Origin of the sequence: Tamlana carrageenivorans (assembly GCF_002893765.1) — a bacterium.
Lineage (GTDB): Bacteria > Bacteroidota > Bacteroidia > Flavobacteriales > Flavobacteriaceae > Pseudotamlana > Pseudotamlana carrageenivorans.
Map to the genome: position 1 here is coordinate 3,193,507 of NZ_CP025938.1, position 26,168 is coordinate 3,219,674.

At 34.7% G+C, this 26,168-nt stretch carries 23 protein-coding genes and 2 pseudogenes; 8 read left to right on the forward strand and 17 right to left on the reverse strand.

Annotation, left to right across the window (positions count from 1 at the left end; all coding sequences use genetic code 11):
- Positions 1-21 precede the first annotated feature (21 nt).
- Positions 22-846 carry a DNA adenine methylase gene (locus C1A40_RS14035; protein WP_102997225.1) on the forward strand — a complete coding sequence of 275 codons (825 nt, stop codon included), beginning with the start codon at positions 22-24 and terminating at the stop codon, positions 844-846.
- Here the strand turns inward: C1A40_RS14035 and C1A40_RS14040 are convergent.
- Positions 839-2,074 (reverse strand): annotated as a pseudogene (locus C1A40_RS14040) (DUF885 domain-containing protein); the annotation flags it as partial. The gene C1A40_RS14035 and the pseudogene C1A40_RS14040 sit on opposite strands and share 8 nt — an antisense overlap.
- Positions 2,075-2,171: 97 nt before the next feature.
- On the opposite strand from C1A40_RS14040, the gene C1A40_RS14045 reads away from it, so the two are divergent.
- Positions 2,172-3,050: an IS982 family transposase gene (locus C1A40_RS14045; protein ID WP_102996446.1), complete on the forward strand. Its 879-nt coding sequence runs from the start codon at positions 2,172-2,174 to the stop codon at positions 3,048-3,050.
- On the opposite strand, the gene C1A40_RS14050 is transcribed toward C1A40_RS14045, so the two are convergent.
- The 3 genes from C1A40_RS14050 to C1A40_RS14060 form a co-directional block, all read right to left on the reverse strand.
- Entirely contained in the window at positions 3,043-3,276 is a 234-nt protein-coding gene (locus tag C1A40_RS14050) for a hypothetical protein (RefSeq protein WP_102996447.1), read from the reverse strand. The two genes, C1A40_RS14045 and C1A40_RS14050, sit on opposite strands and share 8 nt — an antisense overlap.
- Before the next feature lie 299 nt (positions 3,277-3,575).
- Positions 3,576-4,250: a ZIP family metal transporter gene (locus C1A40_RS14055; protein WP_102996448.1), complete on the reverse strand. Its 675-nt coding sequence runs from the start codon at positions 4,248-4,250 to the stop codon at positions 3,576-3,578.
- Between the two features lie 49 nt (positions 4,251-4,299).
- On the reverse strand, positions 4,300-5,031 hold the full coding sequence (locus tag C1A40_RS14060) for a class I SAM-dependent methyltransferase (protein WP_102996449.1): 732 nt from the start codon (positions 5,029-5,031) through the stop codon (positions 4,300-4,302).
- Positions 5,032-5,204: 173 nt separating this feature from the next.
- On the opposite strand from C1A40_RS14060, the gene C1A40_RS14065 reads away from it, so the two are divergent.
- A complete protein-coding gene (locus C1A40_RS14065; RefSeq protein ID WP_102996450.1) occupies positions 5,205-6,362 on the forward strand; it encodes a THUMP domain-containing class I SAM-dependent RNA methyltransferase in 1,158 nt (385 codons plus the stop codon).
- Positions 6,363-6,600: 238 nt separating this feature from the next.
- Here C1A40_RS14065 and C1A40_RS14070 read toward each other — a convergent pair.
- Positions 6,601-7,770, reverse strand: a pseudogene (locus C1A40_RS14070) (IS4 family transposase).
- 87 nt (positions 7,771-7,857) lie between these two features.
- Here C1A40_RS14070 and C1A40_RS14075 point away from each other — a divergent pair.
- A complete protein-coding gene (locus tag C1A40_RS14075) occupies positions 7,858-8,328 on the forward strand; it encodes an OsmC family protein (protein WP_102996451.1) in 471 nt (156 codons plus the stop codon).
- A gap of 84 nt (positions 8,329-8,412) precedes the next feature.
- On the opposite strand, the gene C1A40_RS14080 is transcribed toward C1A40_RS14075, so the two are convergent.
- From C1A40_RS14080 to rlmD, 3 genes are all read right to left on the reverse strand, one after another.
- Complete coding sequence (locus tag C1A40_RS14080) at positions 8,413-9,216, reverse strand: DUF6048 family protein (RefSeq protein ID WP_199287712.1); 804 nt, start codon at positions 9,214-9,216, stop codon at positions 8,413-8,415.
- Entirely contained in the window at positions 9,182-9,730 is a 549-nt protein-coding gene (locus C1A40_RS14085; protein WP_102996452.1) for a DUF6452 family protein, read from the reverse strand. The genes C1A40_RS14080 and C1A40_RS14085 overlap by 35 nt, the downstream gene beginning before the upstream one ends.
- A 61-nt stretch (positions 9,731-9,791) precedes the next feature.
- Positions 9,792-11,204, reverse strand: a complete 1,413-nt coding sequence (gene rlmD, locus C1A40_RS14090; protein WP_102996453.1) for a 23S rRNA (uracil(1939)-C(5))-methyltransferase RlmD — start codon at positions 11,202-11,204, stop codon at positions 9,792-9,794.
- A gap of 263 nt (positions 11,205-11,467) precedes the next feature.
- Between rlmD and rocD the strand changes: the two genes are divergently transcribed.
- On the forward strand, positions 11,468-12,712 hold the full coding sequence (gene rocD / locus C1A40_RS14095) for an ornithine--oxo-acid transaminase (protein WP_102997227.1): 1,245 nt from the start codon (positions 11,468-11,470) through the stop codon (positions 12,710-12,712).
- Positions 12,713-12,888: 176 nt separating this feature from the next.
- Here the strand turns inward: rocD and C1A40_RS14100 are convergent, their stop codons facing one another.
- Positions 12,889-13,131, reverse strand: a complete 243-nt coding sequence (locus C1A40_RS14100; RefSeq protein WP_102996454.1) for a putative signal transducing protein — start codon at positions 13,129-13,131, stop codon at positions 12,889-12,891.
- A 234-nt stretch (positions 13,132-13,365) separates the two neighbouring features.
- Between C1A40_RS14100 and C1A40_RS14105 the strand changes: the two genes are divergently transcribed.
- Positions 13,366-14,661, forward strand: a complete 1,296-nt coding sequence (locus C1A40_RS14105) for an IS1380 family transposase (RefSeq protein WP_158651374.1) — start codon at positions 13,366-13,368, stop codon at positions 14,659-14,661.
- Between the two features lie 170 nt (positions 14,662-14,831).
- Here the strand turns inward: C1A40_RS14105 and C1A40_RS14110 are convergent, their stop codons facing one another.
- From C1A40_RS14110 to C1A40_RS14120, 3 genes are all read right to left on the reverse strand, one after another.
- Complete coding sequence (locus C1A40_RS14110) at positions 14,832-15,083, reverse strand: hypothetical protein (protein ID WP_199287713.1); 252 nt, start codon at positions 15,081-15,083, stop codon at positions 14,832-14,834.
- A gap of 381 nt (positions 15,084-15,464) precedes the next feature.
- Complete coding sequence (locus C1A40_RS14115; RefSeq protein WP_102996456.1) at positions 15,465-17,702, reverse strand: fibronectin type III domain-containing protein; 2,238 nt, start codon at positions 17,700-17,702, stop codon at positions 15,465-15,467.
- Between the two features lie 327 nt (positions 17,703-18,029).
- Positions 18,030-19,229, reverse strand: coding sequence for an IS4 family transposase (locus tag C1A40_RS14120; protein ID WP_102996457.1), 1,200 nt, complete (start codon positions 19,227-19,229; stop codon positions 18,030-18,032).
- A 670-nt stretch (positions 19,230-19,899) separates the two neighbouring features.
- Between C1A40_RS14120 and istA the strand changes: the two genes are divergently transcribed.
- Positions 19,900-21,453, forward strand: a complete 1,554-nt coding sequence (istA, locus tag C1A40_RS14125; protein ID WP_102994848.1) for an IS21 family transposase — start codon at positions 19,900-19,902, stop codon at positions 21,451-21,453.
- 77 nt (positions 21,454-21,530) lie between these two features.
- On the opposite strand, the gene C1A40_RS14130 is transcribed toward istA, so the two are convergent.
- Complete coding sequence (locus tag C1A40_RS14130; protein WP_102994224.1) at positions 21,531-22,535, reverse strand: IS30 family transposase; 1,005 nt, start codon at positions 22,533-22,535, stop codon at positions 21,531-21,533.
- Between the two features lie 64 nt (positions 22,536-22,599).
- Between C1A40_RS14130 and istB the strand changes: the two genes are divergently transcribed.
- The gene (gene istB, locus C1A40_RS14135) at positions 22,600-23,340 is read left to right on the forward strand and encodes an IS21-like element helper ATPase IstB (RefSeq protein ID WP_102996458.1); all 741 of its coding nucleotides are present in this window, start codon (positions 22,600-22,602) and stop codon (positions 23,338-23,340) included.
- A 352-nt stretch (positions 23,341-23,692) separates the two neighbouring features.
- Here istB and C1A40_RS14140 read toward each other — a convergent pair whose 3' ends face one another.
- From C1A40_RS14140 to C1A40_RS14155, 4 genes are all read right to left on the reverse strand, one after another.
- Positions 23,693-24,442 carry an AAA family ATPase gene (locus C1A40_RS14140; RefSeq protein WP_102996459.1) on the reverse strand — a complete coding sequence of 250 codons (750 nt, stop codon included), beginning with the start codon at positions 24,440-24,442 and terminating at the stop codon, positions 23,693-23,695.
- An 82-nt stretch (positions 24,443-24,524) separates the two neighbouring features.
- Positions 24,525-25,529, reverse strand: coding sequence for an IS30 family transposase (locus C1A40_RS14145; protein WP_102994224.1), 1,005 nt, complete (start codon positions 25,527-25,529; stop codon positions 24,525-24,527).
- 13 nt (positions 25,530-25,542) lie between these two features.
- Positions 25,543-25,758 carry a hypothetical protein gene (locus tag C1A40_RS14150; RefSeq protein ID WP_102996460.1) on the reverse strand — a complete coding sequence of 72 codons (216 nt, stop codon included), beginning with the start codon at positions 25,756-25,758 and terminating at the stop codon, positions 25,543-25,545.
- Between the two features lie 62 nt (positions 25,759-25,820).
- Complete coding sequence (locus C1A40_RS14155) at positions 25,821-26,093, reverse strand: hypothetical protein (protein WP_199287714.1); 273 nt, start codon at positions 26,091-26,093, stop codon at positions 25,821-25,823.
- Positions 26,094-26,168: the final 75 nt, after the last annotated feature.

Consider the following 26,168-nt stretch of genomic DNA (forward strand, 5'->3'; position numbering starts at 1 on the left):
CATCAATCAATCAATCAATCAATGAACAAAAAATTTAATGCAGCCCCGTTACCGTTTCAGGGGCAAAAAAGACGATTTACCAAACAATTTAAAGAAGCTTTAAGTGCCTTCCCTGAGGATGCCGTGTATGTGGATTTATTTGGCGGTTCTGGGCTATTAGCACACATTGTGAAGCAGAAATACCCAAAAGCTAAAGTAATCTGGAACGATTATGATAATTTCGCAAAACGCTTGAAAGCTATACCTCAAACAAATGCTTTATTGACAAAATTACGCCCCATACTTAAAGATTTACCCAGAAAGGAAAGAATACCAGAGACAACGCGTAAAAAGGTCTTAGAAGCGATTAAATTACACGAAACTGAATATGACTATGTTGATTATATTACTTTATCAGCTTCGCTATTGTTTAGCGCAAAGTATGCTGTGAGTTATGAACAGTTTGCTAAAGAAACCTTTTATAACCGGATTAAGATTAGTGATTACGAATGTACAGGGTATCTTGAAGACGTGGAACGTTTAAGTTGTGATTATAAGAAATTGTTTGAAAAGTATAAATCAGACCGTACAGTGTTTTTGGTTGATCCACCTTATTTAAGTACAGACACAAGCACGTATGGAAGCAATAACTATTGGCGATTACGTGATTATTTAGATGTTTTGAATGTTTTAGATGAGTCTAGGTACTTTTACTTTACTAGTAACAAAAGTCAGATTGTTGAGCTGTGTCAATGGATTGAAACTAGAACGTCCTTTGGTAATCCTTTTCAAGGCTCTACTATTACTACTACGGAGACAAGTTTAAACCGCTCTGCAAGTTATACTGATATTATGATGTTTAAATAGTAGTTAACCCTCGTTTAAATACAGTTTGAATGAGGGTTGAGGTTTTTACTTTTTTGATGAAAAAATGTACTATTTGAATTAAAAAGTTGTACAATTTGAATTGCCGATTATAATGGTGACCAGGAATCCCCTCATGATAGGCTAAGGCTTCCATTTGGTAGGTAGGCATAGAGGCCATGTCGTATAAGTTAGCATAATATATTCCAGGTCTAGAACCATCGGCAGCAGGACGATTATAAAAGGCTTTTCCAGCCGATTGCTCTCTAAATGGTTCTACAGCTTTCACAATAATATCAGCTTTAGGTTTGGTGATAAAAATCTCGTCTAAGCGCGTTTTCATACTGTCTATAATATGTACAGCTTTGTTTAAATATGCGGCTTTCCCTTCTGGAGTATCAGCGTAATAAAATTGTTTATAGGTTCGCATGAAAGTAAAAAAGGCTTTTAAGTCCCCTTGGAAACCAACTTTTACTCTAATAGCGTCCATTTCTTTATGAATGCGATCTACTTCCGATAAGCCAATATTGTGAATCTCATCGGCGGTTAAATGCGTTGTAGTAGTCTTGTATAAAGCACTTTTGTAAAAAGCCTCTCCATTAGGGAATTTCCAGACACCAGCATCGGTGTTAGCTCTTTCTTTTTGGGCTTTCATAAATGTGATTAAAGTATGGTAAGCCGGTTTTACATAGTTTAACAAGGCACCATTGGCTTTTGTTTCTAGAGCCTTTTTGGTTGCTTCGTCGCTATCAAGTTTGTCTACTTTATTCATGAAGTCTTCCAAAAGTGTACTTTGAGTCGTTGCCGCATCAAAAGGCTGTCCTACTAAAATATTTTCAGAATCCTGTATCACTTTATCATACACAAATTTTGGAGGTAAAATACCAATAGCTTCACGGGCTTTTAAGTTTTCTACAAGTTGTGTAAAGTAAGGTTTGAATGCTTTTAACCTTAAAATATAAGCTTCAGCATCTTTCGAATCATCGATACGATGCATGTTTATTAAAAAAGCAGGCTTTCCAGATTGTGCACCAAACATTTGGTTTACAGGGTAATTATGCAATCTGTATTTGTAGTTTTGAATGTTGTTTTCTAATTTTTGTTTAAGAAGTTTGTAACTAAGTAACGTAGATTTGGAAAGCGCTTCAACTTGAACAGAATCATTTAAACATTTTAGGCTCTGTTTGTTGATTTCTAATTCTTTTTCTGCCGCAGCAGGCGAATTATCATTTAATTTATCATAACCCGTTGTGCATTATGATTTAAAAGAAAAAAGTTGTTCATTTTACTGAAAATCAGTAAATTGACTTAAATACAAACCATTAATAATGAACAACTTGAGTGCAAATTACGAAAGAATATTGGAAGTATTAAGAAAAATATCGAAAGAACAACTTTTAAGTTATCAAAGACGACAACCAAAGCTTAGTGATTTAGAACTTATCAGTTTGAGTCTTACTGCCGAATTTATGGGAATAGATAGTGAAAATGACCTTTTTAGAAAACTTCCAGATTCCCTATTATCAAAAATAGAGAGAAGTGTCTACAATAGAAGAAGACGAAAACTAGTTAATAAGCTCAACAGTATCAGATTAAGCTTAGCTTCCCATTTTAATGAATTTGAAGATTATTTTGTAGTAGATAGTATGCCCTTAGAAGTTTGTAAATTATCACACAGTTCTCGTTCAAAGATTTGTAAAGAAAACACTTATGCATTTCCAGATAAAGGTTATTGTGCAGCTCAAAGTTCTAATTATTACGGTTATAAACTGCACGCTGTTTGTTCTGTAAATGGTGTCTTTCAAAGTATCGATTTGAGTCCAGCATCTGTACACGATATTAATTATCTTAAAGATATTAAGATGCAAATAAGCGATTGTACATTAATTGGTGATAAAGGCTATTTATCAACAGAAATACAGCTTAACTTGTTTGAAACCTGTAATATAACGCTAAATACACCTATGAGAAGCAATCAAAAAAATTACAAAGTACAGCCTTATGTATTTAGAAAAAAGAGGAAAAGGATAGAAACATTATTTTCACAACTTTGTGACCAATTTATGATAAGACGCAATTATGCTAAAACTTTTGAAGGTTTTAAAACAAGAATCGTAGCTAAGATAACTGCTTTAACAACTATTCAGTATATCAATAAGTTTATTTTTGGGAGAAACATTAATAATATTAAAATTAACATTATTTAAAATGCACAACGGGTTTATCATAGTCTTTTTTTATACCTAGACGTGTTTGAAACTCGGGATGACGATCTACAAAAGCTTCAAAGCTGGTTTGAAAAAAATCATTTACCTTTTTAGATTCTGTAGTAATGTCTTCTTCCGTTAAGGAGGTATTGCTTTCTGTTTTACAAGAAATAGATAAGGCTATAAAAGAAAGTGACAAGCAAATTTTAAAGAAATTTTGTTTCATTTAGGCAAGTATTACAATAAATATTTTTTTTGAATCTATAAAGTTAACAAATGCCATGAAAGGATCGAAATATTATTTGGTTTTAATACAGTAAGTGTATTTTGTGTTAAAATGTGAAACTTAAAGTGTTAATTGTATTTCAATTTGTTATAAATAGAAGGCAGGTTGTTGTAAACTTCTAAAAGAATTCAGTATCACCCTAATGTAATGTTAGAGGTTTAATAATGAGAGAAGCCTACTTCTGAAGTAAAAAAAAATAAAAAAGTATAATTATAATGTTTTAAGGCATGGAAAAGCCCTTAAATCATATAAGCTATACCTACACCAACAATGATGGCTATAAATTTTGATAAGTTAAATTTATGTCCGTCGCCACTCTCAAACAGTATGGTAGTTGAAATATGAAAAAAGATACCAATGACTATGGCGCTTATCATATCAGTATAAGAGTGAACAACATGGGCATTGTTTGAAATATAGGTCCCTAATGGTGTCATAAAAGCAAAGACTAATAAAAAAGCGCCAATTTGAAGTTTTGTGTAGTTCGATTGCATTAAAAACAGCGTTATTACTGTTGCAATTGGAACTTTATGTACCAACACGCCATAAACCATATCGTTATGGTCATGAATTGAAAACCCTTCAAGAAAACTATGAATACACAAACTGATAAAAAGGGTCCACGGAAAAGTAGAATGCCCTTTATGAATGTGTACATGCCCATGTTCGGCACCTTTAGAAAAGAGCTCCAAGGTGACTTGTAGTAAAATACCACCCATTATTAGTAATCCCGCCAGTTTGGTGTCTAAATGATGATAGACTTCAGGAAGCAGTTCAAAAAGCGTTAAGGCTAATAAAAAGGCACCACTAAAAGAGAGTAGGAGTTTGGTATTCCATGAATTTTGTTTTTTAGACAGTAAAGCAATTCCAAAACCTAAAAAAACGGCAAGTATGGGAAGTAAAAATTTATTCATATGATAAAAACGGCTCATTGAGCGAGCAAAATTAGATATGGTAAATTCGCTATTTAAAAATCATGATTAAGCGTTCTGATGATTTCGGACTAAATTTATTGAGTTTATAGTCGCCAAAAACATCAAGTAAATAAACTTCAGCTTGTTCAAATAAGGCCTCGAACTCGGCTAATGTAAAAGCACGAACACGTTCTTGAAAATGATACACTTTTTCGTCGACAGTAAAAGTAATATCTTTTACAACATATTGGTCTTCAACAAAACGTTTGAGGTGAAATTCAATACCGTCGACCACTTTAGTTTCTTCTAGCACCAAATTATTAATAACGTATTCACTATTCATAAAATCGATAACGCCAAAACCAAATTCGTTTAAATTTTGCTTAATGGCTTCAATCGTTTTTAGGTTATCGGCATCATCTTCAAAGTAGCCAAAACTTGTAAACAAATTAAAAACCGCATCAAACTGTTTGTGGTACGGTTTGGACATGTCATGCTTTTCAAATTTTAATCTATGGTTTTCAAATTGCTTAGCAAATTTGATACTGTTTTCACTTAAATCAACACCAGTTACATCGTAGCCAATTTTGTTAAGATAGCGCGAATGGCGCCCCTTTCCGCAGGCTAAATCTAAAATTTTACCGTTTTCTGGAAGATTTAGGTAGTTGGTAAGCGTGTCCATAAAAGCATGTGCTTCTCTGTCGTTTCGGTCTTTGTATAAAATGTGGTAAAAAGGCGTGTCAAACCAAGAGGTAAACCAAGTTGTTGTATTATTTGTCATAAATATTTTCTGTGAAAACAGAAATTTTTTTGTTTGTGGGGCGCAACATATATCGTGTTAATTTGTTGGTATTAATTCTTAATCCCCCGAATTATCAATAAACTTTACGTTTGCCACAAAATTACATTATTTTTGCAATCTATTAGGCTTAAAAAAGTCAACAGACGTAAAATATGGGAGAAAATTTTAATATGGTGGCCAAAACACTATTTGGCTTTGAAGATTTACTGGAGAAAGAACTCACACAATTAGGTGCACAGTATATTAAAAAAGGTGTGCGTAACGTATCTTTTTCGGGCGATAAAGGCTTTATGTATAAAGCGAATTTAGGCTTGCGTACGGCCATTAAAATTTTGAAACCTATCCACGCTTTTAATGTGAAAAATGAGCAAGATTTATACAATAAAATCTATGCGATGGATTGGTCTCAGTATTTGAAACCGACTGGGACTTTGGCTGTTGATGCTACCATTCACTCCGATTTGTTTTCACATTCTTTATTTATAGCTCAGAAAACAAAAGATGCTATCGTAGATAAATTTAGAGATACCGATGGACAGCGTCCTAACGTGGATTTAAAATTTCCAGATTTAAAAATTAATGTGCATATCGATAGAAACCGTTGCACCATTTCGTTAGATTCTTCGGGCGATTCCTTACACAAACGTGGGTATAAAATAGCCACCAATATAGCACCTATAAACGAAGTGTTAGCGGCTGGTATGATTCTGCTTTCTGGATGGGACGGACAAACCGATTTTATGGACCCTATGTGTGGTTCGGGAACCATGCTTATTGAAGCTGCTATGATTGCTTGTAATATTCCTCCAAATTTAATGCGAAAGGAGTTTGCTTTTGAGCGCTGGGAAGATTGGGATGTTGATTTATTTGAGAAAATTGAAGAATCGCTACTTAGTAAAACAAGGGATTTTCATCATAAAATTATAGGTTACGACAAAGCCCCTAGTGCTGTTGTTAAGGCTAAGGAAAATGTAAAAAATGCCCAGTTAGAAGATTTTATAGAGATTAAACATGAAGATTTCTTTAAAACCCAAAAAGGTGGCGATGAAAAATTACACATGGTATTTAACCCGCCTTATGGTGAGCGTTTAAATATAGATATGGAAGATTTTTATAAAAACATTGGCGATACTCTAAAACAGAACTACCCTGGTACCGATGCTTGGTTCATAACATCAAACTTGGATGCCCTTAAATTTGTAGGATTACGACCTTCTCGAAAAATACAATTATTCAATGCTAAACTAGAATCACGTTTAGTTAAATACGTGATGTATGAAGGAAGCAAGAAGGGGAAATATATGAATTAGTGCTTCGGAAGGCAGAGTTTAAACTTTAGAGTTCTAGAATGTAGGTCGAACAGGTATGCTTGCTTTAAATTTTTGAATGTTTAGTTTTCAAACTGAAGCAGCTTTTATGCTTGACTTCTAAATCAAAGAAAAACAAATCACTATCATTTATGTTACAGAATCAATCCTGTCCTAAACATTTTTGATCTAATCAAAAGTCAACGATTTTACTGGTAATTAGCCATGTTTTTTATCTTTTTCAAAAAAGAACCCCTTGTGTATAATTTTGTTTGGGGGGAGGCTGCTCGTTAAAAGGGCTATCAATCCATTTTTGCAAATCCACTTTGACAAAAAGGTTAAGTCTTATAAAAGCTACTAAATTGGACAAGTACCAATTATATTTTGCATTTGCTTTTAAGGCTTTTAGGATGAGTATAGTAATAAGAGCCGTCCATATTTGTATCATTACGGCATTTTCAGAAGTTCCTATAAACGATTTAATATGTAGCTGTTGTTTGATGTCTCTAAAGAATATCTCAATATCCCATCTAGCTTTGTAGAGTTGGCTAATTGTGTTTGCTGTCCAAGACATTTGGTTGGTAATAAGTTCTATTTCCTAGTTATTTTTATCGTCCCATACAGCTATTCTACGTAGCTTCTTTGGGTATTTTGTTTTTGATTTAGCCCCTGTTAGCTCAATGATTTCATCTTTTAAAACATGATGATGTCTATTTTCTGGCAATTCTTTTTCTTTAATACTCTTAAATTGGATGTTTTCTTTGTGCCTAATTACAAAAAACACTTGGTTGCTGTCCCAAACGTTAAGTAACGAAAAATCATTATAAAATCGATCTGCGACAATAACCGAACGGCTAATCAAAGGAATATCGTAAGCTCCTTTATTATCTGCTGTTTTACCATCGCTAATATTTACATAGTGCGGTAAATTACCATCATAACCAAGCAAGGTGTGCATTTTTACAGCTCCTTTGTGGGTTTTGTATTTTGCCCAATCAAAGAGACTTAAACATAGACTTATCGTTGTAGAATCTAATAGAAATATCTTGGATTTAATTTTGAATTTAACACGTTTTAAGTGAGGGTGCTGTCCAAAACTTTTTAAAAGAACATAGTAGTAATCTCGATAAAGCGTCCAGTCTCGATGTTTGTTTTGATAGCTTATCGTTGATTTAGAAGGTGCTTTCTGTATGCCTAAATGATTAAGGTTTCCTGTGGCAGAGCGAAGTCCATTACTTATATCTCGGACGGATTGACTTTTTGCAAATTGACAAAACAACATGGAGACTAAATGTGTCCAACTATTAAATCCTTTTTGATGTTTATCTGTTCCCTTGGCTTTTACAAGTTTAGAAAAACTAGAACGGTCTAATTTGGAGATTATCTGAGAGAACAATGTTATATTTGTCATGGAGAAAGGTTGTTTTTTGTTGTGCAACTCAAAAATAATATTTTGAGATACAAAATCCCTTTCTCTTTTTAAGCGTTTTGGACGCTATTGTTACAGAATCATAAGTTTAAGGCGCATGTACGCTGGGAATTAACTGAAGGAGATTCGACGACTAACCCGAGAAACTTTAGCAGAAAACATAGTGTGACTGTGTCCAATAAAGCCGAGGAGCTACAGATTTCGGCTGCCAAAGCTTTTAGAGGTGATGAACGTTGTTTTAACCCCGAAGATTTGCTCTTATCGGCCTTAGCTTCTTGCCATATGATGTCGTATTTATATGTCTGCGCTCAGCATAAAATAGAAGTATTAAGCTATTCTGACGATGCCGAGGGTATTTTAGCGGTAAATACAGATGGAAGCGGCCAATTTACAGGCGTGCATTTAAAACCCGTTGTTACTATTAAAGATAAGTCGCAAAAAGATTTAGCGCTCGGTTTACATGAAAAGGCAAACGCTTTATGTTTTATTGCTAATTCGTGCAATTTTCCCATTTCGCATCAAGGGGAGGTTGTTTTTTAGGCGGTAGGCTATAAGATATATGCCGTATGCTCTGGTTAGAAGTTTTTTGCCAACAACTAACTACTAATAACTAATAACTAATTACTACTTATACTTACTAAACAAAGGAATTCGATACGATAAGGTATAGCTATAACCAGCACCTATAGCGCTACTGTCGTAAGTTTTTCCAAATCCAGGAATATAAACGTTTTCAAAATTATCAGGGACTTTTTCGGTGGCTAGCAGTCTAACCTGAACGTTTAATCCCATGTACAGATTGGTTAATATTTCGGCTTTTAAACCAAGCTGAAGTTCAGCCCAAAAAGCGGTTAAGCCATTAAACTCTAGCTTATTGGGAAGAGTTAATTGCGGTGCCCAATATTGATTGGTGGTATAAATTGTAGCTTCATTAAGGTCGTGACTAAAAGTACTTCCTCCAATTCGAAAACCAAAATAAATCATGTTATCCATGTTTAACCAGTTATCGTACATGTTATAATCCACACCAATTTTTAGGTAACTTCCTTTAGAAGTAATATCCATATAATCGTTGATGGTGTTTTTTTCTTCAGTACCTAATTCCGCGGCAGCGTAAATGCGTTTAGTTATTCTAAAATCCCCATTAACTTCGAAACCTTTATAATCTTCATCTAAAGACGATCGAATCAATTTCCCGAAATCGCCACCAAGACGTAGTCCGTATTTCAATTTTATTTTAACAGAATCTGTTGGAGTACTAGAAGGTTTTACTTCAGATTTAGACTTTTTAGTTTTTGGAGCCTCTGAGGTTTTTATGGTTTCCGTTATTTCTGGAATGGTATCGTTTTGCCCTTGAAGGCTCATCGTGGCAACCAAAAAGAAAGCAATAAGATTAATGCGATATAATAAAATGGGTTTCATCTTCATTTTCTACAGATTGGTTGTCGTTCATAGGCTGTCTAGAAAGCATCCAGTTATCAGCATCAGGTTCAATAGTTAAGGTGACGTTTGTATAAATGGTTTTATAACCACAAGCACGAGATACATAAATTTCTTCCCGAGTGTAATTGATGGTGATCTCATCTGGATTTCCTTCAATAAAATCGTCGGTATCATCGTCTGGTGTCCCATTATCGTTTATTTTGCCGTTTTTTATAACGATAAACTTTGTTTGATTCACTTCTGTTTTTAAAGGCAACAGAAGTTGGTCGGTTGTGGTTAAAAAGTAGCCAGGTAAAAAATTATCATTATCCACACCTTTTACCACCATGGTAAATACATTTTTTTTGTTGTCTGGATTTAAAACATCATGAAAATCGATGATAAGTTGTGGTGTTGTTGCCATGCCCTCCGGACAAATGTCGTCGGGTTCGCATGCTATGGCAATAAAAACACCAACTAATAATAATAGAGGGGCAATAAGAAGTTTAATGTATTTCATTATTGTTTTTTAATAACTATGATAAGCCTTTAAAAAGAGGTTATTGTCATAGAATTTTAAATTATCGACGCTCTAAAAGTACAACATTTTCAACATGAAAAGTTTGCGGAAACATATCGACCGCTTGTGTTTTTACCACTTTATATTGGGCATCCATAAGTTCCAAATCACGAGCTTGTGTAGCACTATTACAGCTTACATAAACCACTTTTTTAGGTGCTATATTTAGTATTTGTTGCACAACATCTTTATGCATACCATCACGAGGCGGATCGGTTATAATCACATCTGGCTCACCATGGGTTTTTATAAAGTTGCTATTAAATACATTTTTCATATCACCTACAAAAAATTCAACGTTGTCAATACCGTTTAATTGTGCATTTTCTTTTGCCGCAGTTATAGCATCGGGAACGGCTTCTACACCAACTACTTTTTTTGCTTTTTTAGCAACAAACTGAGCAATAGTTCCTGTTCCAGTATATAAATCGTAAACCAATTCGTTTCCTGATAATCCAGCAAAATCTCTGGTGATTTTATAAAGCTCGTAGGCCTGATCAGAATTGGTTTGATAAAAGGACTTGGCATTAATTTTAAATTTTAAGCCTTCCATTTCTTCAAAAATATGGTCTTGTCCTTTATAACAAATCACTTCTTGATCGTAAATAGTATCGTTCGCTTTTCCGTTAATAACGTATTGTAATGAGGTTACTTCAGGGAATTTTTGAGCAATAAAGTCTAAAAGTAGTTCACGTTTTTCCTTATCTTCTTTAAAGAATTGAACCATGACCATGATATCGCCAGTAGAAGATGTTCTAATCATCATGGTACGTAAAAAGCCGGTTTGGTTTCTGGTGTTAAAAAACTCAAGATTGTTTTCGATACCAAAAGCTTTAACGGCATTTCTAATAGCATTAGACGGGTCTGCTTGAAGATGACATTTATTAAGGTCTAAAATTTTATCCCACATACCAGGAATATGAAAACCAAGGGCATTTCTGTCGCCTAAATCTTCGTCTGATTGGACTTCTTCAAGAGTTAACCAGCGGCTATCACTAAAAGAAAATTCCATTTTATTTCTGTAGAAATATTGATTAACAGAACCTAAAATAGGGGTAACCTCTGGAAGTTCTATATGTCCGATTCGCGTTAAATTATTAGTCACCTCTTTTTGTTTATAAAAAAGTTGGTGCTCGTAGGCCATATCTTGCCACTTGCAACCACCACAAGTTCCAAAATGCTCGCATTTAGGCTCAGTACGCTTATCTGAAAGTTTATGAAAAGCCGTTGCTTTTCCTTCGTAGTAGGCTTTACGTTTCTTAAATGTTTGCACATCAACAATATCGCCAGGAACAGCATTGGGAAGGAATATCACCTTACCATCTGGAGCTTTTGCAATAGTTTTACCTTTTGCGCCAGCATCAATTACTTCTACGTTTTCAAAAATTTGTTTTCTTGATTTTTTTCTTGCCATGCTGCAAAAATAATGAACTCCTTTAAACTTTATTGAGAGAAGTTAAAAATAGTTGTTTTCTTTTTTAGAAATTTCAGAATTTGAAGTTATAAGATGATCCAAAACATTTTTTGAGGTGTTGTTTTATTTGTAATTTGCGGGCTCTAGGGATGATTTCTCTCCCACGCTGAATTTTCGAGACTTTTCGGAAGGATAAAGGTACAGAAGGAATGGTTATTTTAAGTATCTATTTGATTAGATACAAACGTTTAAATTTATTTAAAATGGCTGTTTTAAACCAATTAAGTTCGCAAGAAGCGATTACATTAGAAAACAAGTATGGTGCACACAATTACCATCCACTACCTGTGGTATTAAATAGGGGAGAAGGTGTGTTTGTATGGGATGTTGAAGGAAAAAAGTATTACGATTTCTTATCGGCATACTCGGCAGTAAATCAAGGGCATTGCCATCCAAAAATTGTGGATGCGATGGTAAATCAAGCGCAAACCCTAACCTTAACATCGCGTGCCTTTTATAATGATATGCTCGGGAAATTTGAAAAATTTGCTTGTGAATATTTCAAATTCAATAAGCTTTTACCAATGAATACAGGAGCCGAAGCTGTGGAAACGGCTTTGAAAATATGTAGAAAATGGGCTTATGAAGTAAAATCTATTGATGAAAATGAAGCCGAAATAATAGTTTGTGAAAACAATTTTCACGGTAGAACGACCACAATTATTTCATTTTCTAACGACCCTGTAGCTCGTAAAAATTTTGGGCCTTACACCAAAGGGTTTATAAAAATTGAATACAATAACCTTGATGCTTTAGAAGAGCATTTAAAAAACAACCCTAATGTAGCAGGGTTTTTGGTTGAACCGATACAAGGTGAAGCCGGAGTTTATGTGCCTGACGCAGGTTATTTAACCAAAGCGAAGGCTTTATGTGAGAAATATAATGTGCTTTTTATTGCTGATGAAGTGCAAACAGGAATCGCTCGTACAGGAAAACTATTAGCGGTAGATCATGAAAATGTAAAACCAGATATTTTAATTTTAGGAAAAGCGATTAGTGGTGGTGTTTATCCGGTTTCGGCAGTTTTAGCCAACGACCCTATTATGAACGTTATAAAACCTGGAAACCACGGCAGTACTTTTGGAGGGAATCCTGTGGCTGCAGCTGTTGCAATGGCAGCGTTAGAGGTTATTGAAGAAGAAAATTTAGCTCAAAATGCTTCAGAATTAGGCGCTTTGTTTAGAAGTGAATTAAACGCCTATATTGAAACAAGTGGAATCGTTAACCTAGTTCGTGGTAAAGGCTTGCTAAATGCCATTGTGATTAATGATGACGAAGACAGTGAAACCGCTTGGAATATATGTATGGCTCTTAAAGAAAATGGCTTACTGGCCAAACCAACGCACGGGAATATTATCCGATTTGCACCGCCTTTAGTGATGACTCAGGATGAGTTGTTAGATTGCGTTAAGATCATCACAACAACCTTGATGCAGTTTGAAAGTTAAATGTTAAAGGTGGAAAGTTAAAAGTTAGGGCTTTCGTTTCATGATTAATGTTTTAACATTGCCTAAAGCCTACAGCAAACAACCTAAAAGAAAAACCCCATCAGATTTAAAATACTGATGGGTTTTTTTCTTTTTATGCGTTAAACTTTCTCTTTAGGAAAAAAGGTTTAATCTTGTTATTCTTCCTCCAAACTAGCCGTAATATCAGTTACGATTTCGATGGTTTTTGTAAGCTCATCGTTATTAACGAAAATTTCTTGAAAACCAGGGAAATTACCACCGCCAAAACCAGCTAGTCTAGCCGATTCTGTTTGGTCTTTTACAATCGGACTGATACCTTCATTTTCCAACTCGGAAACGATACGTTGCACGATAATGATATCGCCAGTATAAACTTTTGTGAAATTTGAATCAGACATAATGTTTAAATTTTAGTGATCTATTAAAGATAAGGAATTTTGATGATTTTAGGGAGTTATAATGTTACAAAGCTATAAGGTTATAAAGTTTCCATAGAGATATTAGCCCGTAAGCGTGGACTTGTACCTTAAACCCGTAGGTACAGAGTAAAAAACAACCGCAAACTATTTGTTTACAAAGGTTTGCGGTTTTGTGTGTTTTCACCTAAATTGGTGTTGCTACAAAAACACATTATGAAAATAATAAAATCTCAACGTATTAACCCTTTTGGAGGATTAAATTTTGTTATCAATGAGTTTGAACAGCTTGGTTTAGCCACATTGCTTGAAAACAATTTACCACATATAGTACAGCAAGCTTCTTATAATTGGAAAGACTTATTATATTCCTTTTGGTCTATCTATTTTTGTGGAGGAGATTGTATTGAAGATATCTCGTTGAACTTAAAAGAGCACCTAAGAGACAATCCTTTTTTTAAAGTACCAAGTCCTGATAGGATTCTTGATAGATTCAAAGAATTATCACAGACAAAAGACCTTTTTACATTACCCAGAGGCACTAGTTTACATCAATTTGGCTTGAACTTTACTTTAAATGAGTTGAATTTAAGATTATTGAAAAAGTTGAACTTAACTACCACGAATGATCATATTTTAGATTATGACAATACGATTCTATACACCAATAAGAAGGACAGCATAAGAACTTACAAAAAGGGCTCTGGATACTGCCCAGGAGTGGGGATAATTAAGAATAATATTGTTTATGTTGAAAATCGAAATGGAAATAGTGCAGCCAAAGATTTACAGTTAGAAACATTAACTAGAATGTTTTATGAACTCGAAAATCAAGGAATACAAATTGATGCTTTTAGAGCCGATGCAGCTTCTTATCAAGTTAATGTGGTTGATTTTATTTCTACAAAAGTTAATCGATTCTTTATTAGAGCATGTATGAGCGACGCATTGGCTAAAAGGATATCTGAAATAACTAACTGGTCTGAAGAAAGGGTCGGCTCCGAAACAATTTTCAGAGGAGAAATAAAATTCACTCCCTTTATAAGATCATTAAAACGAAAAAAACAACTCCATAAAACTAAGGAATACAGGCTTGTTGTAAGTAAAATAGAGCGTAATGACAAACAGGTAAATTTATTTACTAAAGATGCTTATTTGTATTCAGCGATCTCGACTAACGACTTTTCGATGTCCATCAATGAAGTTGTTGATTTTTATAATCAACGTGGAGCGATTGAAAAAGAATTTGATATTCTCAAGAATGACTTTGGATGGAACAACTTGCCGTTTTCAAAATTAGAGCAAAATACAGTTTTTCTGTTATTTACTGCTATGTGCAGGAATCTGTATCAGTATATTATAGAACGGTTTTCCAAACGATTTAAGGGATTAAAGGCAAACTATAGAATTAAAAAATTCATCTTTAGATTTATATCCATTCCTGCCAAATGGATAAAAACGGCTAGACAATATAAGTTAAGGGTGTATGGAATTATTCACTTTAAAACTTAACAAAGAAAAGTGTCAAGCCCCAACAGTTTAATGTAAAAAAAATTAAACCCCAACAAAGTTGGGGCTATCCTATATATAGTAGCTTCCTTGTGTAAGCAAACAGATCAAACACAAACACAAGAACCTTAAAAACTTCAAACAATTAACACCTGAAAAAATGAGAAATACTACTAAAAATCATTACAGCTAAGCAAAATACTACAACCTACGGATTTAAGGTACAAGTCCGCGCTATCTGGATTAAAACGGTAGCTTTCTGCTACACTGCTAAAGGGACGCAATAAGTAAGGCAGTATTAAGTCATAACTGGCTTCATCAAAATCTATAGGTTGCTCAGAAAAAGTATTTTTGGTACTGTTGAATTTGTTTCCAACCTTATGTAAGATACATTTTGAAATAGAAGCTTTGGTGCGTTTGATCATGTGTAAAATTTAGAAGTGCAATACTACTAAATTTGGGAGGATTTTGGATGTGCTTAAAATGGAAATTTAAATATATGTGACAATCAACTTATTAATTTTTTATGTGATTGGCTGAATTTATTTTTTTAACCTAAATATTATAATTACAAACCCAAATGAAACTAAACTCCAATAAATGAAATTGAATTTAAATTCTTCATCAAATCTGACCTAAATAAAAATTATTTGTCGAACTTTAAGGTGTCCTAAAAAAGGGAAAGCTAAAGTATGATGCGAGATTATCACTTACTGTTTTGTGAGAGGTTTAGGGGTGGGATCCCCCTTTACCTACTCAAATTGCTAAATTAAAAATTAACGTTATTGAATTTAAAGTTAGTTCAATTATTTTTTCAAAATCTTGCCAGAATATAATTTATCATTAACTTGAATTTGTAATATATATATTCCAGTATTAAATTTAGAAACATCAATATTTTTTTTATTTTTTATTTCCATTAACAAAGCTCCATTAATTGAAAAAAGCTTAGCCTGAAACTCTTCATCTAAATCAATATGAAGGTAGTCATGAACTGGATTAGGATAATATGAAAACTTACCATTTATCAAGTCTAAATCATCTATTCCAAGTCCAGTATTAGGAGTGGCTATTGCAAAGGCCTGATTAATGTCGCCTGATGCATTAACTGTTACAACAAACTCGTAAGTATTTCCATTGGTTAGTCCAGTTACGGTAATATTGGTTTCACTTGGACTATAGGTAGCAAGAGCCCCAATATAATCAGTCGCACCCTGTACACGCCAAAGGATTGTGTATGCCTCAAAATCACGTCCACCCAAATCCGGTTGAGTCCATGAAAGGGATACCTCTGTGTTGCCCGGCACAGCAGTTAGCGTAAAATCACCTAAAGAACCTATAGGTCTTGCTGTCACGATATTACTATATGGACCATTTTCGGGACCGGTGTATATGGCTCTCACCTGAAAATCATAATCTGTACCGTTTGTCAGGCCGCTTATTGTTTTAGTAAGGGCTGGGGGATCTATGGTTATGGTTGTTCCCGATCCACCGCTTTCGGAATATAAAATCTCATATTTAATTATCGCTAAACCATTATGGTGAAGGGGCTCGTTCCAGCTCAATTCCACAAATGCATCACCGTTGCTATTTACGGCAAGAAATGGTGTGAGACCTAATTGCAGTGCACCGATATCACGCTTATTGTTAGCGTCTAATCTGGGATTTCCAACTACATCCAATGTTATGGGTAAACCATCAATTGGATTAGTCAATGTACTGCTTAAAGGGATAACATCAATTAGTTCACCAGGAAAGGCTGGTGTTGCCATTTCTACATCATAATCCTCTGTTAAACCAACAACCGATCCGTTGAATCCAAATGAATCCGTTAATAAAGCTGGTTGATTAGTAATTGTTTTTAATTGAGCAGCATTTTGCTGTGTGGTGGGCTGCATCCAAGTGTATTCATCAGCCGTAAATACTCCTGTTGCCGAGCCAAATATGCCAAGAGTATTGAGCTCTGCTTCACCTGGTACGGCATTAAAATTAAATCCAACTGCAGATTGCATAAAGTTGATGTTTCCCGAACTAACAATTTCAAAAAGATTGTTTAAACCATCACCTTGGCACAAAAGATTACATTGATTCGTATTCCATACAAATGATGAGGCAATGATGTTCATATCCCCGCTTGAAGAATTTACAATAATATCCCCTCTGTTAGGAGTTTCAAAGTAATAAGTGGTCCAAATTGAGTTCACAATATTACTTTCACTATGCCCGTAGATAGATATTCCGCCTGAATATTGAAATCTTGAGCTAACGATATTTACTACAGAGCCCGTTTTACCAATCCAAAGAACAGCAGGTTGCTCACTATTATAAAGACCTTTAAATACCGTCCTCTCGATTTTTAAATTACCTGCATTACTAACTCCTTCTATTGAGGCTGCAATACCAGGAATTGCCCAGTTTATAGCCTCGTTAAATTCTGAATCTTTTATGGTTAAATCAACACCTTCATAGGCTTCAATCATTTCGTTACCAGAACAAAGGTATGTTGCCCATGTATCAGTAGCCTTAAAGTTTTCAAGCACTAACGATGCATTTTTATTTATTTTTGCCACCTGATTAAATTGACTAATATTTAGATTTCTTATGATTACATCGATGCCAGAGTTGTCTTGGTCAAAAGTTCCAACTTCAATAAATCCTGGCATATATGCAGTTTGTAATGTAGTAGGGACATCGCCAGGACAAAAGCTTAAACTATTTACGATTCCTGATGAATTAATCCAAAATTGTTTTCCATTAAGAGCTCCGCCTTTTCCGTCAATAATTACAGACTCGGTTATTTTTGCCATAATATCATTAGAAGGACCTACGTTTGGAACATTGGCATCTACTTGCAGACCTGGGGTAAATTCAATGATGTCAGTTCCGGGATTAGCATTTGCCTTAGTAACGGCTTCTGTAAAGGAACCGGGGCCTGTATTGGAAGTTGATGTTACCGTATAAGTTGTTTGTGAATAACTCGTTTGTGTATAAAAAAATATCACAAAGATTACTAGTAACTTTTGGAAGAGGAGTGTTTTTTTCATAATCTTACATTTTAAAAAAAAGTTAATAATTATTATTGTTATTACTCAAATTTATTTTTTGAAATTGGCTACAACGTCTACATCTATGATTTAGTTGCGCATTATGTACTAATTTAGTAAATAAAACCGAAAGCGAGAAAATTCTGCATGAATTTTCCAAGTAATGACAGACCAAAGCAATTAATTATACATGTTGTTAGCGTACGTGAAATTTTTAGAATACTATATAAAATTATTGTTGTCCGATAAAAAACAGAATTAGCTAAAAAAGCTTTGGTGTTGGCCTTTTTTATTGATCGCACTCTTTATTTTGAAAACAGAACCTCCTTATGGGTCAAAAAGGCTTAATTGCCCAATGTTTTTGGTTGTAATCTCTTCCCAATTAGCTTCTGGGTTTTTCAGGAATTTGAACAAATCGATATATGTCATCAAATGGTATCGTATGACGGACATCATATTGGAATAAGCCCAGTTTCTTTGGGCTTTTCTTTGGATCACAAGCATAATGAGCTGGATTATCAAACTGACCCAGATTTGTATTTCGATGGCATTTTGATTGTCTCCCAAAAAATACTTTAGCGGAAAGTTCTGTTTAAGCCGCTTGAACATCGTCTCAATCTGCCACCTATTTTTATAGATGTCGGCTATTTTGTCTGCGTCAAGATCATAATTATTAGTGATGAACTCATAAACTTTTTGGTGCTTTTCGTGCCAAAAAGCGATTCTCCTCAGGGAAAAAGCATTGCCGTTTTTGTCCGTAAGCCCTATTTTTTCGTCCTTTAAGACAGCATCGTCCACTTTATTGGAGATATCAAACTCTTCAAGGCTTGTATAGCGAGCATTGTCCTTTTGCCGAGTCACAAAGTAAACATCTTCCAGTGTCCATTTTTGGTATTGCTCATAATCCACATACCCTTTGTCAAAAACCACATAAGAGCCCTTCTTGAGTTCCAGGTCTTTTAAAAAGGTGTGGTCGTGCGTGGCCGCGCTTGAAAACTTAATCAGACAAGAAACGTCTTCCATGGCGTTTATCATAGTATGCATCTTGATACCTCCTTTCTTTTTGCCGTTGAGCGGGTTCCTTCCTACACCTTTAAGAATGTCACTAAATAGGGGGATGGTCGAGGAATCAACGATTTTAAGGTTCTTCACTGCAGGTTCTAAGGGTCTGCTGTCCGATAAAAAGCGATGGTAACGTTTGTAGAGTAAATGATAAATATCGGCAAATACTTCAGAGCTTCTTCTCCTGTTAGCATCTGACAAGGTACTGCGTTTTGGAAAGTCCGTGAGTCCTAGATGGTTGATCTTTCCCTCGCAGGCAAGCATAATACTGGAAACCTCACGAAGTGAGCTACAGCCACTGATCACGGTAAATACCATAGTGGCCAAATGCTCATAGGTGGTAAACTTTTTGGTATAGCGATCGCTGTTGTGCTTTTTGGCTGTCCGATGAACATCTTTGGGTAAAATGAAATTTAATACCTGTTTGATTATGGGTTGTCCGCTAAAGTTTTTACTTTTATTCATATCTTGGATGTGTGATAACTTCAAGATACAAAATAAGCGGGAAATCCTATCTTGGAAATCCCGCTTTTTAAATCTTTTATCGGACACTAATGATATAAAATATAATTAAACAACTGATTTTCAGGTGTTAATTTACCGTGTAAATTGCGTTTGCATGGAATCCGTAGCCGCATGAGTGAGTGAAGTCCGATTTATTTGGTTTTGATAAACGCAATGTTTTTCAGTCCGCCGTAATATTTGCGTATTACTTTGGTTCGAAATCGTCTGAGTAATAAATTCCGAATTATATCGTTTTGCTTTGCCATGCAGTTTATCAGTCCGCCATCCAGATTGCGTATTGCTATGATCCGAAATCGCAAGAGTGAGTGAAATCTAAATTATTCCGGTTTGTTTTGCTGCAAAGTTTGTTAGTCTGCAGTACGAGTTTCGTATTGTTATTGTCCGAAATCGGCTGAGTAAGAAAGTCCGATTTGTTACGTTTTGCTTTGCTGGCTAACACGGTTCGATTTGTGCCAGTGATTTCGGAGTTACTGTGCCGTTGATTTCGGTTTAAATTGTGCCACACGGAAATTGAGTTAGCTAAAAACGGTTTGATTTGTGCCAATGTTTCCGTTTCGATTTGTGCCACTTTAAGAGATCAAGTAATTACCTTATTGCTCTAAAAAGCGATATGGCCAACACACTTGATCCAATGGACCTAAAACAAATTATCAACTTAAAACAAGATGGTTATAGTAACCGTCAAATTGGAGCCACACTTGGCATTTCCCGCAACACTATAAATAGCTATATACACCTATTTAAAGGTAGTGGTTATAGTTTTAAGGAGTTATTAAAGCTAGACAACCACACCCTAGAAAAGCTCTTTACATCTCATACAACCATAAATAACAAACGCTATGATGAATTGATGTTTTATTTTGAAAGTATTAATAAGGCTCGGAACCACCCAGGATTTACTTTTTTGTACCACTACACAGAATATAGTCAAAAGGTTAAAGACCCTTATAGTTACACTCAATTCATGGAGCATTACCATCGTAAATATGCCAAGATCAAGGGATCTATGAAACTTGAACACGAGGCAGGGAAAGAGATGTTCGTGGACTTTGCTGGAAAAAAACTTCAGATAGTAGACAAAATCACAGGCGAGATACTTCCAGTAGAGGTCTTTGTTGCCATGCTCCCTAACAGTCAGTATACCTATGTTGAGGCTTGTATGAGCCAAAAGCGTGAAGATTTTATAAGTTGTTGCGAAAACGCCCTTCATTTCTACGGGGGAGTACCCAAGGCCATCGTATCAGACAATCTAAAATCAGCCGTTACCAGATCTAGTAGATACGAAGCTCAGGTTAACCGTAGTTTTAAAGACTTTGCCCGCCATTACAACTGCGTGGTCAATCCAACGCGTAGTTACTCCCCTCAAGATAAAGCGCTGGTGGAAAACGCGGTGCATCTAGCTTATCAACGGATTTATTATCCCCTTCGGGAAATGACCTTTTTTTCTTTAGCAGATCTAAACAAAGAGATAAAACTTCTGCTAGAGTGCTACAACAACCTATTATTCCAACGCAAAGAAGCTAGTCGTCTGGAGCTCTTCCAAAGCGTCGAACGAGAGTATCTAAAACCCTTAAGCAGTACACGCTACGAGATAAAAGAATATAGAAGAGCTAAGGTTCAGAAAATAGGCTATATCTATTTTTCACCAGATAAGACTTACTACAGCGTTCCATATCGTTACATTGGCAAGGAAACCACGCTACACTATACCAAAGGCATGGTAGAGGTGTATTATAATCAACAGCGCATAGCTATACACCAACGTAGCGGTTCCAAAGGCGCATACATAACCAACAAGGATCACCTTAGTAGTTCTCATAAACAATACAGCCAGTGGAGTCCGCAATACTTTAAGAACAAGGCAGCTGTCCATGGTAGTTATGTTGCAGCATGTGTCGAGCGGATTATTGCTGCGTTGGATTATCCTGAAACAGGGTATAAAAGAGCTATGGGCGTTATACAACTCCATAAGTCTTATGGCTCCCAAAGGTTAGATAATGCTTGCAAAAGAGCCATACAGGCTGATGCTGTAAGCTACAACAGGATAACCAACATACTGAAGAATAATCTAGATCAAAGCTCCTTATTCCTACAAGAAGAAACAGACCGAGGTTCTCATATCCCCAAGCATGCGAACATCCGTGGGGCATCCAATTATAAGTAAAAACAACACGAAAAAATCACTTAAATTGCTGCATTCAAGGTTCTAACGCAACAAACGTTGCTTTTTTTTGTATGAGTCTAAGCTACAATTTTTAGTTCTTTTATCATAACTTCATTAGGGGTTTTAAATCCAATAATTTTACGAGGTCTATTGTTTAATTTTTCTTGAATTTCGATGAATGTATTTAAGTCAATTTTGTTAAAATCTGTTCCTTTTGGGAGGTACCTTCTGATGAGTCCGTTAGTGTTTTCATTGGTACCTCTTTCCCAAGAAGAATAGGGGTGTGCAAAGTAAATTTTCATACCTGTTTTCTTGGTAATTGTTTCGTGTCTTGCCATTTCAATTCCATTATCGTAGGTCATAGATTTTTTGAATATGGGATCTAGTTTGTTAAGTTCTTTAGAAAACATTTTAGCAATTTCCTTAGAGTTCCTGGCTTTTAGTTTGATAATTAATGTATATCTAGATTTGCGTTCTACGATAGTTCCAATAGCCGATTTTTGATCCTTCCCAATCATTAAATCTCCTTCCCAGTGTCCGATTTCATTTCTTAGGTTAATATGCTCGGGCCTTAGGTCTATACTGACTTGGTTTAATATTTTAGATCCTGTTCTGCGTCTTTTTTTAGAGGGTCTACGTCTTGTTTTTTTGCGTACGAGGAGTTTAATTAGTTTTTTATTTAAACTAGCTTGAGGCTTTGCATATATGTACCTATAAATTGATTCGTGAGAAATAGACATTATAGGATCATTTGGGAATTCTTCTTTTAGTCTTCCAGCAATTTGTTCAGGAGTCCATTGTGATAATAAGCCCCTATAGACATAAATTCGAAGTCTAGGGTACTTAGATATTTTATCAATATTTCTTTTGTTTAGGTAATCATCTTTGGCGCACCAATGAGCTAGTTCTGCTGAGTATTTATCTCTATCTGTTTGCACCCATTTATTAACTTCTCTTGTAACCGTAGATCGAGCTCTGTTAATGGTTATAGCGATGTATGATTTATTCTTTTTTTCAGTTAAAAGAGTCTCAATCTGTATTCTTTCTTTAAGGGTAAGTCTACCTGTTTTTTTTCGTACCATAATTACAAATCTATTAATTTAGATTTGTTGCGTTAAGTTCTTGAATACGGAATTTTATACATATATGAATACAAATCACACCATCGAAAAACTCAGAAAAATGAGATTAACAGCTATGGCTGAACTCCATCACAACCACCTTAGTGATAACCGAATAGAGGGTCTTACGCCAGATCAATATCTAGCATTGCTTACCGATCACCAATGGGAAGACCTTCAGAATAGAAAGATAAAAAGGCTTACAACGCAAGCAGCCTTTAAGCAGGGAGCTACACTTACAGATATTAATTACCTGCACAACAGAAGCTTGGACAGAAATATGTTCGAGCGTTTGGCTACTCTAGATTTTGTACAAAAAAAGGAAAACTTGATTATCACAGGATCCTCTGGAGTGGGTAAAAGTTATATAGCTCAGGCATTGGGACATCAAGCTTGTATGATGAATAAAAGAACCCTATACACAAATACTGCTAGACTGATGAAACGATTAAAACTAAGTAAAGTAGATGGCACTTACCTTAAAGAACTTGCAAAACTATTAAAAGTAGATCTGCTTATCCTTGATGATTTTGGTTTACAGAGCTTCGACAATCAGAACAGAGAGGCGCTTATGGACATAATCGATGAAAGACATGATAAAAAAGCAACGATTGTAGCTTCACAAATACCTGTATCCGCTTGGTACGATATTATCGGCGAAAGCACTATCGCTGATGCGATACTAGATCGTATTGTAAATTCATCGCATAGGATAAACCTTACTGGAGAATCCTTGAGAAAAGGTAAGTTGAAAGAACAGTATTAATTAAATTTAACTATTATTGTATGATCTCTTAAAGTGGCACGGTTTGACCGAAATACGTGCCATGGTCACTCCGAAATAGCCATTTGCCACAAAACTTATAAAACCATTTATATTTTAAACACTTTTTTAGTTTGGAAAGAGTAGGAGAGTGCTTTGATTTTTAGTATTTGAACCACTGTTTTTAGAATTGGAGTGAACCATGTACGCTAACGTGTTTGTGTATGATTAGTGGCGTGTTTTAAGCATCTAATTTAGCAAATAAAAACGGGATAGAAAGTCTGCGAGGACTTTCGTAAGTAGACTAGTACTAGCAATAAATTATATACGGTGTTAGCTGTAGTTTTTAGTTTCACTATTCCTTAAATAACTCATTAAGCATTTTTTTAGGATTTTCAAGAAATGCTTTAGTTATTTGATAATGTTCAGTATCCTCATATTTTATTCTTGATATTTCTTTGTCATTAAATTCATATATAATGGCTTCAGGATATGCTAATAAAATTGGCGAATGAGTTGCTATAATAAATTGAGAAGAATCTGATATTAGATGATTCATTCTTCTTAATAATGCAAGTTGACGAGTTGGAGAAAGAGCTGCTTCAGGCTCATCAAGTATATAAATCCCTTTTCCAGAAAATCTATGAAGAATTAGAGATAGAAATGATTCCCCGTGAGACTGTTCATGTAGAGGTATAGAACCGTATGAGTTAATAATTTTTGGACCGAAACTTGGTTCTTTGTCTAGCTCTTCAATATTTGTAGCAACGTTAAAATAACTTTCGGCTCTTAAAAAATAACCATCTTTGGGTTTTTTATATGATTTCGAAAGTCTTAAATATTCATGAAGATTTGAATGGGAGTTTCGTGTGCTAAAGTTAAAATTTTTAGTGCCTCCTTCAGCGTTAAAACCTAATAAAACAGCTATTGCTTCTATTAATGTTGATTTTCCAGTACCATTTTCACCTACAAAAAATGTAACTTCTTTGCCTAGTTTTATAGAAGTAAATTCACGTATTGCAGGAATTGAAAAAGGGTAGCTTTCCATATTTTCAATTTTATCACGTTTTAAGGACAAGTCTATAATATATGGTAAGTCTTTCATTTTTTTTAATCTCGACTAACGGTAAAATTTTGGCTGCATTCAAGGTTCTAACGCAACAAACGTTGCTTTTTTTTGTATGAGTCTAAGCTACAATTTTTAGTTCTTTTATCATAACTTCATTAGGGGTTTTAAATCCAATAATTTTACGAGGTCTATTGTTTAATTTTTCTTGAATTTCGATGAATGTATTTAAGTCAATTTTGTTAAAATCTGTTCCTTTTGGGAGGTACCTTCTGATGAGTCCGTTAGTGTTTTCATTGGTACCTCTTTCCCAAGAAGAATAGGGGTGTGCAAAGTAAATTTTCATACCTGTTTTCTTGGTAATTGTTTCGTGTCTTGCCATTTCAATTCCATTATCGTAGGTCATAGATTTTTTGAATATGGGATCTAGTTTGTTAAGTTCTTTAGAAAACATTTTAGCAATTTCCTTAGAGTTCCTGGCTTTTAGTTTGATAATTAATGTATATCTAGATTTGCGTTCTACGATAGTTCCAATAGCCGATTTTTGATCCTTCCCAATCATTAAATCTCCTTCCCAGTGTCCGATTTCATTTCTTAGGTTAATATGCTCGGGCCTTAGGTCTATACTGACTTGGTTTAATATTTTAGATCCTGTTCTGCGTCTTTTTTTAGAGGGTCTACGTCTTGTTTTTTTGCGTACGAGGAGTTTAATTAGTTTTTTATTTAAACTAGCTTGAGGCTTTGCATATATGTACCTATAAATTGATTCGTGAGAAATAGACATTATAGGATCATTTGGGAATTCTTCTTTTAGTCTTCCAGCAATTTGTTCAGGAGTCCATTGTGATAATAAGCCCCTATAGACATAAATTCGAAGTCTAGGGTACTTAGATATTTTATCAATATTTCTTTTGTTTAGGTAATCATCTTTGGCGCACCAATGAGCTAGTTCTGCTGAGTATTTATCTCTATCTGTTTGCACCCATTTATTAACTTCTCTTGTAACCGTAGATCGAGCTCTGTTAATGGTTATAGCGATGTATGATTTATTCTTTTTTTCAGTTAAAAGAGTCTCAATCTGTATTCTTTCTTTAAGGGTAAGTCTACCTGTTTTTTTTCGTACCATAATTACAAATCTATTAATTTAGATTTGTTGCGTTAAGTTCTTGAATACGGAAATAAAGTTCAGAATTTGAAGTATCGTTATTCAATTCACGATAAAATTCATCTGCTTTTTTTATTCCGTATAGTGGTGAGTCAACCATTCCATTCTGATTGAATAAAGAGATTACTTGTTCAATATTTCCATTTTCAAGGTGAGTAATATATTGCCTTGCGATTTCTTTTTTATTCATTATTTCATCAATTTTTAAATTTCTGAATACGTTTCTCAGCTTCTGACTAACGTAAAATTAAATCACTGTATTTCAGGTATTTGTAAATCTTGATTTGTGAGTCCATATTTATCAATTTGCTTGCGCATTCTTTTTACGAGTCCGAGTTTTCTTTTTTGGTCAAGGTAAAGATAACCCTCTGGGTTATGGTATGCAACCCCCTTTACAATCATATTCCAAATAATTACTGCTAATTTTCTTGCAGTTGCAGTAATAGCAGATACTCTTCCTTTTCTAAAATTGATTCTATGAAAAAAATCTCTAAGAGGCGTACTGTCTTTTAGATTACCAATCATTAGTGTCCGATAAAAGATTTAAAAAGCGGGATTTCCAAGATAGGATTTCCCGCTTATTTTGTATCTTGAAGTTAT

Excerpts from the sequence above, each read along its gene's own strand:
- istA (WP_102994848.1), top strand. The coding sequence starts at position 19,900 with ATGGCCAACACACTTGATCCAATGGACCTAAAACAAATTATCAACTTA.
- C1A40_RS14145 (WP_102994224.1), bottom strand. The coding sequence starts at position 25,529 with ATGGTACGAAAAAAAACAGGTAGACTTACCCTTAAAGAAAGAATACAG.
- C1A40_RS14060 (WP_102996449.1), bottom strand. The coding sequence starts at position 5,031 with ATGACAAATAATACAACAACTTGGTTTACCTCTTGGTTTGACACGCCT.
- C1A40_RS14150 (WP_102996460.1), bottom strand. The coding sequence starts at position 25,758 with ATGAATAAAAAAGAAATCGCAAGGCAATATATTACTCACCTTGAAAAT.
- C1A40_RS14140 (WP_102996459.1), bottom strand. The coding sequence starts at position 24,442 with ATGAAAGACTTACCATATATTATAGACTTGTCCTTAAAACGTGATAAA.
- C1A40_RS14055 (WP_102996448.1), bottom strand. The coding sequence starts at position 4,250 with ATGAATAAATTTTTACTTCCCATACTTGCCGTTTTTTTAGGTTTTGGA.
- C1A40_RS14130 (WP_102994224.1), bottom strand. The coding sequence starts at position 22,535 with ATGGTACGAAAAAAAACAGGTAGACTTACCCTTAAAGAAAGAATACAG.
- C1A40_RS14115 (WP_102996456.1), bottom strand. The coding sequence starts at position 17,702 with ATGAAAAAAACACTCCTCTTCCAAAAGTTACTAGTAATCTTTGTGATA.
- C1A40_RS14050 (WP_102996447.1), bottom strand. The coding sequence starts at position 3,276 with ATGAAACAAAATTTCTTTAAAATTTGCTTGTCACTTTCTTTTATAGCC.
- C1A40_RS14110 (WP_199287713.1), bottom strand. The coding sequence starts at position 15,083 with ATGATCAAACGCACCAAAGCTTCTATTTCAAAATGTATCTTACATAAG.
- C1A40_RS14035 (WP_102997225.1), top strand. The coding sequence starts at position 22 with ATGAACAAAAAATTTAATGCAGCCCCGTTACCGTTTCAGGGGCAAAAA.
- C1A40_RS14045 (WP_102996446.1), top strand. The coding sequence starts at position 2,172 with ATGAACAACTTGAGTGCAAATTACGAAAGAATATTGGAAGTATTAAGA.
- C1A40_RS14105 (WP_158651374.1), top strand. The coding sequence starts at position 13,366 with ATGAAAATAATAAAATCTCAACGTATTAACCCTTTTGGAGGATTAAAT.
- C1A40_RS14100 (WP_102996454.1), bottom strand. The coding sequence starts at position 13,131 with ATGTCTGATTCAAATTTCACAAAAGTTTATACTGGCGATATCATTATC.
- istB (WP_102996458.1), top strand. The coding sequence starts at position 22,600 with ATGAATACAAATCACACCATCGAAAAACTCAGAAAAATGAGATTAACA.
- C1A40_RS14065 (WP_102996450.1), top strand. The coding sequence starts at position 5,205 with ATGGGAGAAAATTTTAATATGGTGGCCAAAACACTATTTGGCTTTGAA.
- rocD (WP_102997227.1), top strand. The coding sequence starts at position 11,468 with ATGGCTGTTTTAAACCAATTAAGTTCGCAAGAAGCGATTACATTAGAA.
- C1A40_RS14120 (WP_102996457.1), bottom strand. The coding sequence starts at position 19,229 with ATGAATAAAAGTAAAAACTTTAGCGGACAACCCATAATCAAACAGGTA.
- C1A40_RS14085 (WP_102996452.1), bottom strand. The coding sequence starts at position 9,730 with ATGAAATACATTAAACTTCTTATTGCCCCTCTATTATTATTAGTTGGT.
- C1A40_RS14155 (WP_199287714.1), bottom strand. The coding sequence starts at position 26,093 with ATGATTGGTAATCTAAAAGACAGTACGCCTCTTAGAGATTTTTTTCAT.
- C1A40_RS14080 (WP_199287712.1), bottom strand. The coding sequence starts at position 9,216 with ATGAAGATGAAACCCATTTTATTATATCGCATTAATCTTATTGCTTTC.
- rlmD (WP_102996453.1), bottom strand. The coding sequence starts at position 11,204 with ATGGCAAGAAAAAAATCAAGAAAACAAATTTTTGAAAACGTAGAAGTA.